A 14,817-nucleotide genomic window follows, 5' to 3' on the forward strand; every position below is an offset into this window, starting at 1 on the left:
AGTTGTAATTGAGAGGAAATCGAAATTACAATCGGCGGATGAGAGAAACAAAGTTTCTTACCGTTGGATGAGCTAGACTCCGCCCTTTGGGAGTTTAGCTCAGCTGGGAGAGCATCTGCCTTACAAGCAGAGGGTCAGCGGTTCGATCCCGTTAACTCCCATAGGTCCCGTAGTGTAGCGGTTATCACGTCGCCCTGTCACGGCGAAGATCGCGGGTTCGATTCCCGTCGGGACCGTTTAAGATAACGGAAGTTATTTTAGACTCGTTAGCTCAGTTGGTAGAGCAATTGACTTTTAATCAATGGGTCACTGGTTCGAGCCCAGTACGGGTCATATTTGCGGGTTTGGCGGAATTGGCAGACGCACCAGATTTAGGATCTGGCGCTTAACGGCGTGGGGGTTCAAGTCCCTTAACCCGCATAATAGAAATCAGCCGGCTTAGCTCAGTTGGTAGAGCATCTGATTTGTAATCAGAGGGTCGCGTGTTCAAGTCATGTAGCCGGCATTTTTTTATATAGAATAAGAGGTCGATGCGAACGTAGTTCAGTGGTAGAACACCACCTTGCCAAGGTGGGGGTCGCGGGTTCGAATCCCGTCGTTCGCTTAGAGAGGCCGGGGTGGCGGAACTGGCAGACGCACAGGACTTAAAATCCTGCGATTGGTAACGATCGTACCGGTTCGATTCCGGTCCTCGGCATATAATGATGAGCACCCTTAGCTCAACTGGATAGAGTACCTGACTACGAATCAGGCGGTTAGAGGTTCGACTCCTCTAGGGTGCATTTTTTATTTAACGCGGGAAGTAGCTCAGCTTGGTAGAGTACTTGGTTTGGGACCAAGGTGTCGCAGGTTCGAATCCTGTCTTCCCGATTCATGGCGGTGTAGCTCAGCTGGCTAGAGCGTCCGGTTCATACCCGGGAGGTCGGGGGTTCGATCCCCTTCGCCGCTATATTGATCTTGTTGGACCTTTAGCTCAGCTGGTTAGAGCTCTCGGCTCATAACCGAGTGGTCGTAGGTTCAAGTCCTACAAGGTCCATTGTAAATAATGGAGGATTACCCAAGTCCGGCTGAAGGGAACGGTCTTGAAAACCGTCAGGCGTGTAAAAGCGTGCGTGGGTTCGAATCCCACATCCTCCTTTTTATATTAACGCGGGATGGAGCAGCTCGGTAGCTCGTCGGGCTCATAACCCGAAGGTCGTAGGTTCAAATCCTGCTCCCGCAATTTGGCTCGGTAGCTCAGTTGGTAGAGCAATGGATTGAAGCTCCATGTGTCGGCGGTTCGATTCCGTCTCGCGCCATATTTTATTTTATTAAGCGGGTGTAGTTTAGTGGTAAAACTACAGCCTTCCAAGCTGTTGTCGCGAGTTCGATTCTCGTCACCCGCTTTGAACGAAAGTTCATACCAAGTTTTTAAACTTGGGCGCGTAGCTCAGGTGGTTAGAGCGCACGCCTGATAAGCGTGAGGTCGGTGGTTCGAGTCCACTCGTGCCCATTAATAGGAGAATTACTCAAGAGGCTGAAGAGGACGGTTTGCTAAATCGTTAGGTCGGGTAACCGGCGCGGGGGTTCGAATCCCCCATTCTCCGTACGTTGAGAGCTGCTAGGCTCTTTTTTTTGTATGTAAATCCCCCTTCTATATCATTAAAAGGGGGATTTGTTTATTACCAACTTGTTAGTGATATTTCTCCGCTATTGAGCCAGATAGTATGTTTATCTTCAAGTTCGACTTGAAGTTGACCAGATTCTGAGATTTCTTTTGCAAGACCTTTATTCAATTTTCCATCTAGCTGGAAGGTAACTTCTTTTCCAAGAACGATTGATCTTTCTTTATAGATATAAAGTAGCTCATCTGAATCCGTATTGTAGAAACAATTCCATATTTCGCTGATGAGCTCATTACGACTAATTGGTGCAGGTTGCATAAATAGGCTACCTGCTTTTTCTTTGAGGTTATCTGGGAAGTCTGCTATAGAAAAATTTATACCAAGTCCGATAATGACGTCTGTAACCAAGTCTGTCTCAACTGATGTCATTGCTTCGGTGAGGATACCTGCTATTTTTTTATTTTTTAAGTAGATGTCATTTACCCATTTGATATCTACTTCTATCATAGTGAGATTTTTAATGGCTTTGTAGACTGCAGCAGCTACAAGGAGAGTATAGGAAGGGAGTTTTTCATAGGGAAGATTGGGTTGAATATGCAGGGACATATAGATCCCACCCTGAGATGGAGAATAGTAGGGGCGCTGAAAGCGGCCACGACCTGCTGTTTGACAGGTTGAAAGATAGAGTGTATTTCCTTTGTTTCCAGCTTCAATCCCTTCTTTTGCATCTGTTTGGGTTGATTTGGTCTCAGGTTTGTAGCGAATGGTTAAGTTGGTGTTCTCCTGAATCAAATCAGGCAATATCAGATCGCCTTGAATAAGCTTATAGCCTCTATTTTTGATACTGTCAATTTCTAGGCCTTCTTGTTGAAGACGTTGGATCGCTTTCCATATGGATGTACGGCTTAAATTCAGTTCTTCTCCGATTTTTTCTCCGCTAACATAATCGTTTTCTCTAGCTAATATTTGGTAGACTAGTTGGTGTGATTTCATTGATTTTCCTTTCTAGCTAAGAGGGAGTGAGAGTATTCTTTTCGAGTTTGACTAGGTGTTTTATGAAAAAACTGTTTGTAGGCTTTTGAGAAATGTAGTGGGTCTGAAAAACCTACAGAATATGCAATGACTTTGATCGTTTCATTTGTGTGTTCTAGTAACTGTTGAGCACGGTTCATTCGAACGAAAAGTAAATACTCTTTTGGAGAGAGTTGGTGAAATTCTTTAAACACACTAGTTAAGTAACTTCTATGAACCGATAGCTCTTTTGCTAAATCTTGAATGGTGAGCGATCGTGGATAGTGACTATCAATTAATTGTTTGCAGTCAAGATAGAGCTGGTGAGTTGATGAAATATTCTCTTTTTTCTGATTGGGAGCAATCGTTCCTAGATGAAACATTAGTTCATGGAGTTGTCCCATGATGTGGAGTTGAGCCAATTCATTAGATTTTGTAATCTGAGCAAAGCAGACAATATCTGAGATGAGTTTTGCAGTTGTTTGTGTATGACAGTTATTTGACTGGATGAGGTAGGATTGGTCAGAAATTTGAGATAGAGCAAAGTAGTCAGGTGCCCTCCCTCCAGTGATCCCCAACCAGTAGTAAGCCCAAGGATCCTGGCTATCTGCTTGATAGAATGTTAATTCATCTGGTTTTAGTAAAAAGAAATCTCCTGCCTTTAAATCAACAATTTTCCCCTTATAATGGAATTGACCTTTTCCTTTAGTAATGTAATGTAGTACATAGGTATCTCGAATAGCTGGACCAAAAGAGTAATTAGGCGTGCATTCTTCATAACCGTAGAAGCTAAGAGAAAGATCAATTGTTCCAGTCTGGTATTCTGAAAAAACGAGCATGGGCCACCTCCTACCTAACATTTTACCATACTTTGTAGACATTTCTCTATTTTAGAAAGCGCTTTTATGTGCTAAAATTTTATCAAGAAATAGATGAGGTACAATTTATGGGAGTTCGAATAGAGAATAATCTATTTTACGTTGAGAGTAAAGGTTTAAGTTTGATTATTGAAAATAGGGATGGATTCTTATTATTAAAACATTTAGGAAAGACTATTAAGAACTATAGAGGGGCTAATAGTGTTTACGAACGCGATCATGCTTTTTCTGGTAATCCCATAGCTACTAATCGAACCTTTAGTTTGGATACGCAACGTCAGATTTTTGGACAACATGGTTTGGGTGACTTTAGAAAACCAACTTTACAGGTTCAACATGATGCAACTGAAGTAACAGACTTTCGATTTGTAGAAGCAAAGATTTTAAAAGGTCAGAATGGTCCACAGGGCTTACCTTCTCCTCACAGCATGGATGCTACAGAGACGCTTGCCTTGATTTTAAAAGATTCTAAGGCTCAACTTAGTCTGACTTTGTATTATACAGCTTTTGATAATGATGCGACAATTGCTAGTTACAGCAAATTGGAAAATAATAGCAATCAGGAAGTTGTCATTTATAAGGAATTTTCTTTTATGGCTGATTTTCCTGCTGCAGCTTACGAAATAGTAACTCTGCAGGGAGCTTATGCTCGTGAAAAGACTGTCCGACGTCAACAGGTAGAGCAAGGAATCTTTTCGATTAGTTCGAACCGTGGAGCTTCTGGGCATGCTCAAACACCTGCTCTTATATTATGTGATCAAGGAGCCACAGAGGATGCTGGGAATGTGTTTGCTTTGCAACTACTGTACAGTGGAAACTTCGAAGCTTTTGTCCAAAAGAATCAACTGAATGAAGTTCGGGTGGCTATTGGCATTAATCCAGAAAACTTTTCTTGGAAGTTAGATCCTGAGGAAAATTTTGAAACACCGGTAGCTTTAGTGACCTATTCAGATAAGGGATTAACTGGTATTAGTCATGAAAGTCAGAATTTTGTACTTAAGCACATTATGCCAAGTAAATTTTCTAAAAAAGAGCGTCCAATTCTAATCAATAACTGGGAAGCTACCTACTTTGACTTTCAGAGAGAAAAACTGTTAGAACTAGCTGATGAAGCTAAGAAAGTTGGAATTGAACTTTTTGTATTAGATGATGGGTGGTTTGGTAATCGCTTTGATGATAATCGTGCTTTAGGTGATTGGGTTGTGAATGAGAAAAAACTGGGTGGAAGTCTAGAAAGTCTGATTTCAGCGATCCATGAAAGAGGTTTGCAGTTTGGGCTTTGGTTAGAACCGGAGATGATTTCTGTTGATAGCGACTTGTATCGCAAACATCCTGACTGGGCTATTCAGGTTCCAGGTTATGAGCATACCTATTCTCGAAATCAATTAGTACTTAATCTTGCCAATCCTCAGGTAGTAGAATATTTGAAAAATGTTTTAGATGAACTCCTCTTTCATCATAAAATTGACTACATCAAATGGGATATGAACCGCAATATCACTAATCTGGGGAATGGTTCAGTTTATCTGGAAACCCAGATGCAGTCTCATCAGTACATGATGGGGCTTTACGAACTCGTTTCTTATCTGACAGAGAAGCATAGCCATATTCTCTTTGAGTCCTGCTCAGGTGGTGGTGGACGAAATGATCTTGGTATGATGCGTTATTTCCCACAAGTCTGGGCTAGTGATAATACTGATGCTATTGCACGTTTACCAATCCAATATGGTTCATCCTATCTCTATCCAACCATTTCTATGGGGGCTCATGTGTCAGCAGTGCCAAATCATCAGATGGGACGAACGACACCATTGGAAACTCGTGGTCATGTGGCAATGATGGGAAATCTGGGCTATGAGCTTGATTTGACAAGTTTATCAGATGAAGAGAAGGCTGAGATTGCTAATCAGGTGAACTTGTATAAAGAATTGCGACCAGTAGTCCAGTTGGGGAATCAGTATAGGTTAATCAATCCCGATGCTGAATCCAATGAAGCAGCTGTGCAATTTAACTATGGAAATCAAACGATTGTGACCTACGTCCGAGTCCTGTCAGTTGTGGAAACAATGGAAACCACCTTGAAACTGAAAGACTTAGAAGTGGAAGGGCTTTATGAGCTGGAAGGGACAAACATTGTTTACTCGGGTGCAGAGCTCATGTATGCAGGTTTAACTGTTACCCTATCACCAGGAGATTTTTTGAGTAGACAGTATAAATTCAAAAGACTATAATAAAAGCGTATAAATTTATCAAGGAGGCATTCCAATGAAATGGTATAAGAAAGCAGGTTTTCTTTTAGTAGCTGGGGCAAGTTTACTAGGCCTAGTGGCTTGTGGTCAGAACAATCAATCAACTGATGGCAAGGTAACGATTGAGTTTTTTAACCAGAAGACCGAGATGGCAGATACCTTGCAAAAGATAGTGGATGATTTTGAAAAGGAACACCCTAATATTGATGTGAAGCTGACTACAGTACCTTCAGCTGGAATTGTTCTAAAGACTCGTATTTTATCAGGAGATGTTCCAGATATTATTAATATCTATCCTCAAAATATGGATTTTCAGGAGTGGGCAAAAGCAGGTTATTTTGCAGATATGACAGGAAAATCCTATCTTGAGAACATCAAGAATGACTATGCCGAAAAGTATGCAATCAATAACAAGGTTTATAGTGTGCCTTTAACGGCTAACCTTTATGGAATTTATTACAATAAAACAAAGTTTAAAGAATTAGGACTTGAGGAACCGAAGACTTTTAAAGAGTTTCAAGAGATTGTTAAAAAGATAAAAGATAGTGGGCATTCTCCGTTTGCAGTTGCAGGCAATGAAGGCTGGACACTAAATGGTTACCACCAACTTTCTCTCATTACTCTTACAGGTAGTGGAGACGCGGCTAATAACTACCTTCGCTTTTCAAAACCAAACGCAATCTCTGCAGATGATGCTATTTTAAAAGCAGATGCAGAACGACTCGATTTATTAGCAGATAATGCTCAAGATGGTTGGCGTGGTGCCTCTTATAATGATGCGGTGGTAGCATTTTCGAGTGAAAAAGCCTTGATGATGCCACAAGGATCATGGGCATTAGCCGCAATTAATCAACAGGATCCAAAATTTGAGGTGGGGATGTTTGCCTTTCCTGGAGAAGAAGTAGGAAAAGAAGTCACTGTTGGTGCAGGGGATATGGCATTATCAACTTCAGCTACTACCAAACACCCTAAGGAAACCGAAGAATTTATCAGCTATATGACTAGTCCAAAAGCTATGCAGTCATACTATGATATAGATGGATCACCAGTTGCGGTGAAAGGTATACAGGAAAAAGAAGATTCAGCGCTTGCAGCTATTTCTAAACTGGCTTTTACGGACAAACATTATGTTTGGTTGGGCCAACGCTGGAACTCTGAAGAAGACTTTTTTAATCTAAGTGCAGGTTACCTGATGGATAAAAATCTGAAAAATATGGCAAACAATCTCAATGCTTTCTTTAATCCAATGAAGGCAGATTTGGACTAGAATAGGAGTTAAGATGATATGGCTATTCGAAAATTTTTAAATAAATACTGGGGTTGGACATTTTTGCTCATCCCGCTTGCTTTACAAGCTATCTTCTTTTACTTTCCAATGGTACAAGGTGCTTTCTATAGTTTGACTAACTGGACTGGATTGACCTATAATTATAAATTTGTTGGTTTAAATAACTACAAATTACTGATGATTGATGGGAAATTCTTCACAGCCATAGCCTTTACTTTGATTTTAACTCTGGCATTGATTATTGGAGAGATTACGATTGGGATGGTTGTGGCACGAGCCTTAAATTCTAAGATGAAGGGGCGGACCTTCTTTAGAGCTTGGTTCTTTTTCCCGGCTGTTTTATCTGGTTTGACAGTTTCCTTGATTTTTAAACAATTCTTCAACTATGGGCTTCCAACGATTGGAAAAATTTTAGGAATTAGTTTTTTACAAGAGAGTCTATTAGGGACACCTGTCGGAGCGGTAGTGGCAACTATTTTTGTTCTTCTATGGCAAGGAGTAGCTATGCCAATCATTCTCTTTCTTGCTGGTCTTCAGAGTATTCCAACTGATATTTTAGAGGCAGCATCAATTGATGGTGCAACCAGTAAACAAACTTTTTGGAAGATTGAATTGCCCTATTTACTGCCAACGATCTCAATGGTTTTTATCTTGGCTCTTAAGTCTGGTTTGACAGCCTTTGACCAAATTTTTGCGTTGACGAGTGGTGGTCCAAATAATGCTACAACGTCTCTTGGACTTTTAGTCTACAACTATGCTTTCAAGAGTAATCAATATGGATATGCGAATGCAATTGCCTTGATTTTATTCTTAATTATTGGAATTGTTTCTCTGATCCAAATCAAGCTATCAAAGAAATTTGAAATCTAATAGAGGAGTCCTACACATGAAAAAAGAAGAAAAATTGAATCAGTTTTGGAAATACGTCCTCTTGATAGTCGGTGGTATTCTTATACTTGTTCCTTTGTTGGTAACAGTATTTAGTTCTTTCAAGACAACTAAGGATATCATGAATCATTTCTTTAGTTTGCCCAATCCTTTTACGTTGAGTAATTATGAACGATTGATTTCGGATGGAATTGGAGGCTATTTCTGGAATTCAGCAGTTATTACGGTGTTATCATTGATTGTAGTGGCTTTCTTTATACCAGCTGCAGCTTACTCCATTGCTCGAAATATGTCCAAGAAAAAAGCCTTTGCAATTATGTATTCGCTCTTGATCTTAGGGATATTTGTTCCATTTCAGGTGATTATGATTCCCATCACAGTTATGATGAGTAAACTCGGTCTAGCGAATATGTGGGGGCTAGTAATACTCTACTTAACTTATGCTATTCCACAGACTCTCTTCTTGTATGTTGGTTATATTAAAATCAGTATACCAGATAGTTTAGATGAAGCTGCAGAAATTGATGGGGCTGATCGTTTTACAACTTATCGTCGAATCATTTTTCCAATGTTGAAGCCCATGCATGCGACAACTTTGATTATCAATGCCCTCTGGTTCTGGAATGACTTTATGTTGCCACTTTTGATTCTGAATAAGGATTCCAAGATGTGGACTTTGCCTCTCTTCCAATACAACTATCAAGGTCAGTACTTCAATGACTATGGCCCAAGCTTTGCATCTTATATTGTGGGAATTGTAACGATAACCATTGTCTACCTCATCTTCCAAAAACATATCATTTCAGGAATGAGTAACGGGGCAGTGAAGTAACAAGATACAAAGCCCGTTAAAAGCTCACAGTGAAAATAGGGAATCTGAATAAGAAGCCTTGGCTTCTTGGAAGATTCATCTTTTTCACACAGAGCTTAGGGCGTGTTCAATTAAGATACAAAGGAACAGTTCAGCTTATTGACAATTCTATGTAGAAAAAAGAAAGTAGTACTTAGTTGCTTGCAGTCTATATTAGTACTGAACAAAAATCTAAAAATATCTTTCATTTACAAAGCCAGGTCATATAAGACTTGGCTTTCATCAGAAAAAGGAGAACATCTATGACCATTCAAAATAAAACTATGTTGATTACTTACTCAGATAGTCTTGGAAATAATCTTAAAGACTTATATGAGAATTTGGAAGAACATTTTGGCGATGCTATTGGGGGAGTTCACCTTCTACCATTTTTCCCATCAACAGGTGATCGTGGATTTGCGCCAGTTGACTATGATGAAGTGGATTCAGCTTTTGGTGATTGGGAGGACGTTAAGCGTTTAGGTGAGAAATATTATCTTATGTTTGACTTTATGATTAATCATATTTCTCGTCAATCTAAGTATTATAGGGACTATCAAGAAAAACATGAAGCCAGTGAATTTAAAGATCTCTTTTTAAACTGGGATAAGTTTTGGCCAGAGAACCGTCCGACACAGTCTGACGTAGATTTAATCTACAAGCGTAAGGATCGTGCACCAAAGCAAGAGATTGTATTTGCAGATGGTTCAGTAGAACATTTGTGGAATACCTTTGGTGAGGAGCAGATTGATCTTGATGTGACCAAAGAAGTAACGATGAGATTCATCCGTAAGACCATTCAACATCTAGCAAGTAACGGGTGTGATTTGATTCGTCTAGATGCCTTTGCTTATGCAGTGAAGAAATTGGATACCAATGATTTCTTTGTGGAACCAGATATTTGGAATTTATTGGACAAAGTTCGAGATATCGCTGCTGAGTATGGGGCAGAGCTTTTACCTGAGATTCATGAACACTATTCGATTCAGTTTAAAATAGCGGACCATGATTACTATGTTTACGATTTTGCCCTTCCAATGGTGACTCTTTATACTCTTTACAGTTCCAGAACAGAGCGTTTGGCCAAGTGGTTGAAGATGAGCTCGATGAAGCAATTTACGACACTAGATACTCATGATGGGATTGGAGTGGTGGATGTCAAAGATATCCTGACTGATGAGGAAATTGACTATGCTTCAAATGAACTCTATAAGGTTGGAGCGAATGTCAAACGCAAGTACTCTAGTGCAGAGTATAACAATCTAGATATCTACCAAATCAATTCAACCTATTATTCAGCACTTGGAGATGATGATGTCAAGTACTTCCTTGCTCGTTTGATTCAAGTTTTTGCTCCAGGCATTCCTCAGGTTTACTATGTGGGTCTATTAGCAGGAAAAAATGACTTGAAATTTTTAGAAGAAACCAAAGAAGGTCGAAATATTAATCGTCATTACTATAGCAACGAGGAAATAGCAGAAGAAGTTCAACGTCCTGTGGTGAAGTCTCTTCTCAATCTATTTTCTTTTCGTAATCAATCAGAGGCCTTTGACCTAGAAGGGACTATTGAGATAGAAACACCAACAGCTCACAGCATTGTAATCAAACGTCAAAATAAAGACAAGTCCGTAACAGCAGTAGCAGAAATTGATTTGCAAAGTCAGACCTATCAAGTAGTGGAAAACGGCAGAAAAATTCAGTTCTAGTGCTATATTGATGATAGAATTTTTTGTGGTGAAAACGTGTTCATTGTTCCCAAATGACGGAAAAAATGGTAGAATATAAAGATAGTTTAGCATTTATCTTCTGGAGAAATCCAGAACAGAAAGGATCCGTTTTGAAATCAATTGGATTACTGGATAAGATAAGAGGGCTTTCGAAAAAAGATTTCTTTTTATATTTGATGATCATAAGTATCTTTTTACCTTTTTATTTATTCTTAGGGCTCTTTGCTTTATATTTGATAGGTTTACTTGTTACTGGGGAGATGAAGGGAATTATCAAAGGATTGGCCAAACATCCTGTACTTCTCTTTTTTATTGCCTACAGTAGTATCATCTCTATCGTCGCTAAGAATTGGCTTGGATTGGTTGCATCTTTACTGATGTTTCTCTTCCTCATTTTCTTTAGTTTCTACCAGAAACGTCTGACACATGCTTTCTTTCGACTGATACTGCAGACAATCTTGTTTGGTAGTGTGCTCTCTGCGGCTTTTGCTACTTTGGAGCATTTCCAAATTGTAAAGAAATTTAACTATGCCTTTCTTTCGCCCAATATGCAGGTATGGCATCAGAATCGGGCAGAAGTGACCTTTTTTAATCCTAATTACTATGGAATTATTTGTTGTTTCTGTATCATGATTGCCTTCTATCTCTTTACAACGACCAAGTTGAATTGGTTGAAGGTATTCTGTGTGATTGCAGGCTTTGTTAATCTCTTTGGATTGAACTTTACGCAAAATCGAACTGCCTTTCCTGCTATTATCGCTGGAGCCATCATTTATCTCTTTACAACCATTAAAAACTGGAAGGCCTTTTGGCTTAGTATCGGGGTCTTTGCGATTGGCTTGAGTTTCCTTTTTTCTAGTGATTTGGGAGTTCGGATGGGGACTTTAGATTCCTCTATGGAAGAACGCATTTCTATCTGGGATGCTGGGATGGCCTTGTTTAAGCAAAATCCTTTTTGGGGGGAGGGGCCATTGACCTATATGCACTCTTATCCTCGGATAAATGCTCCTTATCATGAACATGCTCACAGCCTTTATATTGATACGATTCTGAGTTACGGAATTGTGGGAACCATTTTATTAGCTTTGTCTTCTGTTGCTCCTGTTCGTTTGATGATGGATATGAGTCAGGAGTCGGGGAAACGTCCAATTATCGGTCTTTATCTCTCCTTCCTTACAGTAGTCGCTGTGCATGGAATCTTTGACTTGGCCCTTTTCTGGATTCAGTCAGGCTTCATTTTCTTGTTAGTTATGTGCAGTATTCCATTGGAGCGTCGAACTTTGGTATCAGACATGACGGATTAAGTTTATAAGATTGAAATCTTCTACCTTGAGTAGGAGATTTTTTACTGAGAAAAATTAGTTCTAAATCGAAATAGTTGACAGATGGAATGAGAGGTGTTACAATGAAAACAATTCGATATAGAAACAAATTGGAGAGGTCGTGAAAGATAGTCATTTGGTAGCCCATCATATTCGTTTGTTGAATGGGCGGATTTTTCAAAAGTTACTGAGACAAGACCCTGACTCTCTTTATCGGAGTGAGCAGGGAAAGATTTTAGCGGTTTTATGGAATAGTAAGACGGGCTGTGCAACTGCGACAGATATTGCGCTTGCGACTGGGCTTGCTAATAATACGTTGACGACTATGATAAAAAAGCTAGAGGAACAAAATCTTATAACTGTCAGTCCGTGTGGAGAAGATAAGCGTAAGAAGTATTTAGTTTTAACAGAGTTGGGCAAGTCCCAGAAAGAAGTTGGGCAACGTGTCAGTCAGAGATTGGATACTATCTGTTACAAAGGATTTTCAGAAGAGGAAATTAGGCAGTTTGAAGCCTTTCAAGAAAGAATTTTGGCTAATCTGAAAGAGAAGGAAAATGAGGTTTAGAGTGGGATAAATTAGTTATTAAAAGTTTGGTAACTTGACTAATCGAGGAAAATTTTAAATTGAGGACAAAGAATGATTGAATACAAAAATGTAGCGCTACGCTACACAGAAAAAGATGTTTTGAGAGATGTCAATTTACGGATTGAGAATGGGGAATTCATGGTTTTAGTGGGTCCTTCTGGATCTGGTAAGACGACCATGATCAAGATCATTAACCGTCTTTTGGAACCGACTGATGGAAATATTTACATGGATGGCAAGCGCATCAAAGACTATGATGAGCGGGAGCTTCGTCTTTCTACTGGTTATGTTTTACAGGCCATTGCTCTTTTTCCCAATCTAACGGTTGCGGAAAATATTGCCCTCATTCCGGAGATGAAGGGGTGGAGTAAGGAAGAAATAGCGACGAAAACAGAAGAGCTTTTGGCTAAGGTTGGTTTACCAGTAGCTGACTATGGGAATCGACTTCCTAGTGAATTATCTGGTGGAGAACAGCAACGGGTCGGGATTGTCCGTGCCATGATTGGTCAGCCTAAGATTCTCCTCATGGATGAGCCTTTTTCAGCCTTGGATGCTATTTCGAGAAAACAGCTACAGGTTCTGACGAAAGAATTGCATAAAGAGTTTGGTATGACAACGATTTTTGTGACCCATGATACGGATGAAGCTTTGAAATTAGGTGACCGTATTGCTGTCTTGCAGGATGGAGAGATTCGTCAGGTGGCGAATCCTGAGACGATATTAAAGGCTCCTGCAACAGACTTTGTAGCAGACTTGTTTGGAGGTAGTGTTCATGACTAATTTGATATCAACTTTTCAGGATCGTTTTGGTGATTGGGTAACAGCTCTATCTCAACATTTGCAGTTGTCGCTTTTGACCTTATTACTAGCTATTTTTATTGCTATTCCCTTGGCTGTTTATCTTCGCTATCATGAGAAGTTGGCGGACTGGGTCTTGCAGATTGCAGGAATTTTCCAGACTATCCCGTCTCTGGCCTTGTTGGGACTCTTTATCCCCTTGATGGGAATTGGAACCTTGCCTGCTTTGACAGCACTAGTGATTTATGCGATTTTCCCGATTTTGCAAAATACCATCACTGGACTAAAGGGGATTGATCCAAGTCTACAAGAGGCTGGGATTGCCTTTGGGATGACCAGGTGGGAGCGTCTCAAGAAGTTTGAAATTCCACTTGCCATGCCTGTCATAATGTCTGGTATTCGGACGGCAGCGGTCTTGATTATTGGTACGGCAACCTTGGCAGCCTTGATTGGGGCAGGGGGACTGGGTTCCTTTATCCTTTTGGGAATTGACCGCAATAATACCAGTCTGATTTTGATTGGGGCCCTTTCTTCTGCAGTGCTGGCCATTGCCTTTAACTTCCTACTAAAAGTGATGGAAAAAGCAAAATTGAGAACGATTTTCTCTGGTTTTGCCTTGGTGACCATATTACTCGGTCTGTCTTATAGTCCAGCCCTCTTAGCTCAAAAAGAGAAAGAAAACTTGGTGATTGCTGGGAAATTGGGACCAGAACCCGAAATTTTGGCTAATATGTATAAGTTGCTGATTGAAGAAAATACCAGTATGACTGCGACTGTTAAACCGAATTTTGGGAAAACTAGCTTCCTCTATGAAGCTCTGAAAAAAGGGGATATTGATATCTATCCTGAATTTACCGGTACGGTGACTGAAAGTTTGCTTCAGCCCTCACCGAAAGTGAGTCATGAGCCAGATCAGGTTTATCAAGTGGCGCGTGATGGCATTGCCAAACAGGATCATCTGGCCTATCTAAAACCTATGTCTTATCAAAACACCTACGCTGTAGCCGTTCCGAAAAAGATTGCTCAAGAATATGGCTTGAAAACCATTTCGGACTTGAAAAAAGTGGAAGGACAGTTGAAGGCCGGTTTTACTCTCGAATTTAATGACCGTGAGGATGGAAATAAGGGCTTGCAATCAATGTATGGTCTCAATCTCAACGTAGCGACCATGGAGCCAGCTCTTCGCTATCAGGCAATTCAGTCAGGCGATATTCAAATCACAGATGCCTATTCGACAGATGCAGAGTTGGCACGTTATGATTTACAGGTCTTGGAGGATGACAAGCAACTCTTCCCGCCTTATCAAGGGGCACCACTCATGAAAGAAGCTCTTCTCAAGAAACATCCTGAGTTGGAGACAGTTCTCAATAAATTGGCTGGTAAAATCACGGAAAGCCAGATGAGCCAGCTCAACTACCAAGTCGGTGTTGAAGGCAAGTCAGCAGAACAAGTAGCCAAGGAGTTTTTACAAGAACAAGGTTTGTTGAAGAAATAGCTTGAAAATGCTAAACTCAACTTTGCTAAACGACCATATAGAAAATGCTCAGACAATCTTGTCTGGGCATTTTTAGTGCCAGAAATAAAGATTTTCATTTTTAAATGGAAAATAAGAGGAA

11 protein-coding genes and 17 tRNA genes are annotated in these 14,817 nt (G+C 40.2%); 26 read left to right on the top strand and 2 right to left on the bottom strand.

From position 1 onward, the window contains the following. Nucleotides 1-88 precede the first annotated feature (88 nt). The 17 genes from O3622_RS07875 (at nucleotide 89) to O3622_RS07955 (ending at nucleotide 1,586) form a co-directional block, all read left to right on the top strand. Nucleotides 89-161: transfer RNA gene (locus O3622_RS07875), tRNA-Val, on the top strand. Between the two features lie 2 nt (nucleotides 162-163). Beyond that, nucleotides 164-236 (top strand) — tRNA-Asp (locus O3622_RS07880). A gap of 24 nt (nucleotides 237-260) precedes the next feature. After that, nucleotides 261-333 (top strand) — tRNA-Lys (locus O3622_RS07885). Nucleotides 334-338: 5 nt separating this feature from the next. After that, nucleotides 339-420, top strand: a tRNA-Leu gene (locus O3622_RS07890). Between the two features lie 12 nt (nucleotides 421-432). After that, nucleotides 433-505, top strand: a tRNA-Thr gene (locus tag O3622_RS07895). A 27-nt stretch (nucleotides 506-532) separates the two neighbouring features. Beyond that, nucleotides 533-604, top strand: a tRNA-Gly gene (locus tag O3622_RS07900). Nucleotides 605-611: 7 nt separating this feature from the next. Then, a tRNA-Leu gene (locus O3622_RS07905) sits at nucleotides 612-697 on the top strand. 11 nt (nucleotides 698-708) lie between these two features. Next, nucleotides 709-782 (top strand) — tRNA-Arg (locus O3622_RS07910). Between the two features lie 14 nt (nucleotides 783-796). Further along, a tRNA-Pro gene (locus O3622_RS07915) sits at nucleotides 797-870 on the top strand. 5 nt (nucleotides 871-875) lie between these two features. Beyond that, nucleotides 876-949: transfer RNA gene (locus tag O3622_RS07920), tRNA-Met, on the top strand. 13 nt (nucleotides 950-962) lie between these two features. After that, nucleotides 963-1,036: transfer RNA gene (locus O3622_RS07925), tRNA-Ile, on the top strand. A gap of 11 nt (nucleotides 1,037-1,047) precedes the next feature. Then, nucleotides 1,048-1,137 (top strand) — tRNA-Ser (locus O3622_RS07930). A gap of 11 nt (nucleotides 1,138-1,148) precedes the next feature. After that, a tRNA-Met gene (locus O3622_RS07935) sits at nucleotides 1,149-1,222 on the top strand. 3 nt (nucleotides 1,223-1,225) lie between these two features. Beyond that, nucleotides 1,226-1,298, top strand: a tRNA-Phe gene (locus O3622_RS07940). A 16-nt stretch (nucleotides 1,299-1,314) separates the two neighbouring features. After that, a tRNA-Gly gene (locus tag O3622_RS07945) sits at nucleotides 1,315-1,385 on the top strand. Between the two features lie 33 nt (nucleotides 1,386-1,418). Next, nucleotides 1,419-1,492, top strand: a tRNA-Ile gene (locus O3622_RS07950). 6 nt (nucleotides 1,493-1,498) lie between these two features. Next, nucleotides 1,499-1,586 (top strand) — tRNA-Ser (locus tag O3622_RS07955). Nucleotides 1,587-1,661: 75 nt separating this feature from the next. Here O3622_RS07955 and birA read toward each other — a convergent pair. Next, nucleotides 1,662-2,597, bottom strand: a complete 936-nt coding sequence (gene birA, locus O3622_RS07960) for a bifunctional biotin--[acetyl-CoA-carboxylase] ligase/biotin operon repressor BirA (RefSeq protein WP_084944097.1) — start codon at nucleotides 2,595-2,597, stop codon at nucleotides 1,662-1,664. After that, nucleotides 2,594-3,454, bottom strand: a complete 861-nt coding sequence (locus tag O3622_RS07965; RefSeq protein WP_049478407.1) for an AraC family transcriptional regulator — start codon at nucleotides 3,452-3,454, stop codon at nucleotides 2,594-2,596. The genes birA and O3622_RS07965 overlap by 4 nt, the downstream gene beginning before the upstream one ends. Before the next feature lie 107 nt (nucleotides 3,455-3,561). On the opposite strand from O3622_RS07965, the gene O3622_RS07970 reads away from it, so the two are divergent. The 9 genes from O3622_RS07970 to O3622_RS08010 all read left to right on the top strand — a co-directional run bounded on the left by O3622_RS07970 (nucleotide 3,562) and on the right by O3622_RS08010 (nucleotide 14,696). Next, entirely contained in the window at nucleotides 3,562-5,724 is a 2,163-nt protein-coding gene (locus O3622_RS07970; RefSeq protein ID WP_371607300.1) for an alpha-galactosidase, read from the top strand. 34 nt (nucleotides 5,725-5,758) lie between these two features. Then, nucleotides 5,759-7,009 carry an extracellular solute-binding protein gene (locus tag O3622_RS07975; RefSeq protein ID WP_371607301.1) on the top strand — a complete coding sequence of 417 codons (1,251 nt, stop codon included), beginning with the start codon at nucleotides 5,759-5,761 and terminating at the stop codon, nucleotides 7,007-7,009. An 18-nt stretch (nucleotides 7,010-7,027) separates the two neighbouring features. After that, a complete protein-coding gene (locus O3622_RS07980; RefSeq protein WP_371607302.1) occupies nucleotides 7,028-7,900 on the top strand; it encodes a carbohydrate ABC transporter permease in 873 nt (290 codons plus the stop codon). Between the two features lie 16 nt (nucleotides 7,901-7,916). After that, nucleotides 7,917-8,750 (top strand): carbohydrate ABC transporter permease, encoded by an 834-nt coding sequence (locus O3622_RS07985; RefSeq protein ID WP_000711267.1) that lies wholly within the window; start codon nucleotides 7,917-7,919, stop codon nucleotides 8,748-8,750. A 281-nt stretch (nucleotides 8,751-9,031) separates the two neighbouring features. After that, complete coding sequence (gene gtfA, locus O3622_RS07990) at nucleotides 9,032-10,474, top strand: sucrose phosphorylase (RefSeq protein WP_049478410.1); 1,443 nt, start codon at nucleotides 9,032-9,034, stop codon at nucleotides 10,472-10,474. Nucleotides 10,475-10,605: 131 nt separating this feature from the next. After that, nucleotides 10,606-11,799 (top strand): O-antigen ligase, encoded by a 1,194-nt coding sequence (locus O3622_RS07995; RefSeq protein WP_008293041.1) that lies wholly within the window; start codon nucleotides 10,606-10,608, stop codon nucleotides 11,797-11,799. A gap of 139 nt (nucleotides 11,800-11,938) precedes the next feature. Further along, entirely contained in the window at nucleotides 11,939-12,382 is a 444-nt protein-coding gene (locus O3622_RS08000) for a MarR family winged helix-turn-helix transcriptional regulator (RefSeq protein WP_371607303.1), read from the top strand. Between the two features lie 72 nt (nucleotides 12,383-12,454). After that, nucleotides 12,455-13,183, top strand: coding sequence for an ABC transporter ATP-binding protein (locus O3622_RS08005; protein WP_000575221.1), 729 nt, complete (start codon nucleotides 12,455-12,457; stop codon nucleotides 13,181-13,183). After that, nucleotides 13,176-14,696 carry an ABC transporter permease/substrate-binding protein gene (locus O3622_RS08010; protein WP_000183011.1) on the top strand — a complete coding sequence of 507 codons (1,521 nt, stop codon included), beginning with the start codon at nucleotides 13,176-13,178 and terminating at the stop codon, nucleotides 14,694-14,696. The genes O3622_RS08005 and O3622_RS08010 overlap by 8 nt, the downstream gene beginning before the upstream one ends. Nucleotides 14,697-14,817: the final 121 nt, after the last annotated feature.

Source organism: Streptococcus sp. 27098_8_51 (genome assembly GCF_041432205.1).
In the GTDB taxonomy this organism is placed as follows: domain Bacteria; phylum Bacillota; class Bacilli; order Lactobacillales; family Streptococcaceae; genus Streptococcus.

Bases quoted from the DNA above. Each gene is read 5' to 3' on its own strand.
- O3622_RS08010 (WP_000183011.1), top strand. From the start codon at position 13,176: ATGACTAATTTGATATCAACTTTTCAGGATCGTTTTGGTGATTGGGTA.
- O3622_RS08005 (WP_000575221.1), top strand. From the start codon at position 12,455: ATGATTGAATACAAAAATGTAGCGCTACGCTACACAGAAAAAGATGTT.
- O3622_RS07975 (WP_371607301.1), top strand. From the start codon at position 5,759: ATGAAATGGTATAAGAAAGCAGGTTTTCTTTTAGTAGCTGGGGCAAGT.
- gtfA (WP_049478410.1), top strand. From the start codon at position 9,032: ATGACCATTCAAAATAAAACTATGTTGATTACTTACTCAGATAGTCTT.
- O3622_RS07970 (WP_371607300.1), top strand. From the start codon at position 3,562: ATGGGAGTTCGAATAGAGAATAATCTATTTTACGTTGAGAGTAAAGGT.
- birA (WP_084944097.1), bottom strand. From the start codon at position 2,597: ATGAAATCACACCAACTAGTCTACCAAATATTAGCTAGAGAAAACGAT.
- O3622_RS07980 (WP_371607302.1), top strand. From the start codon at position 7,028: ATGGCTATTCGAAAATTTTTAAATAAATACTGGGGTTGGACATTTTTG.
- O3622_RS07965 (WP_049478407.1), bottom strand. From the start codon at position 3,454: ATGCTCGTTTTTTCAGAATACCAGACTGGAACAATTGATCTTTCTCTT.
- O3622_RS07985 (WP_000711267.1), top strand. From the start codon at position 7,917: ATGAAAAAAGAAGAAAAATTGAATCAGTTTTGGAAATACGTCCTCTTG.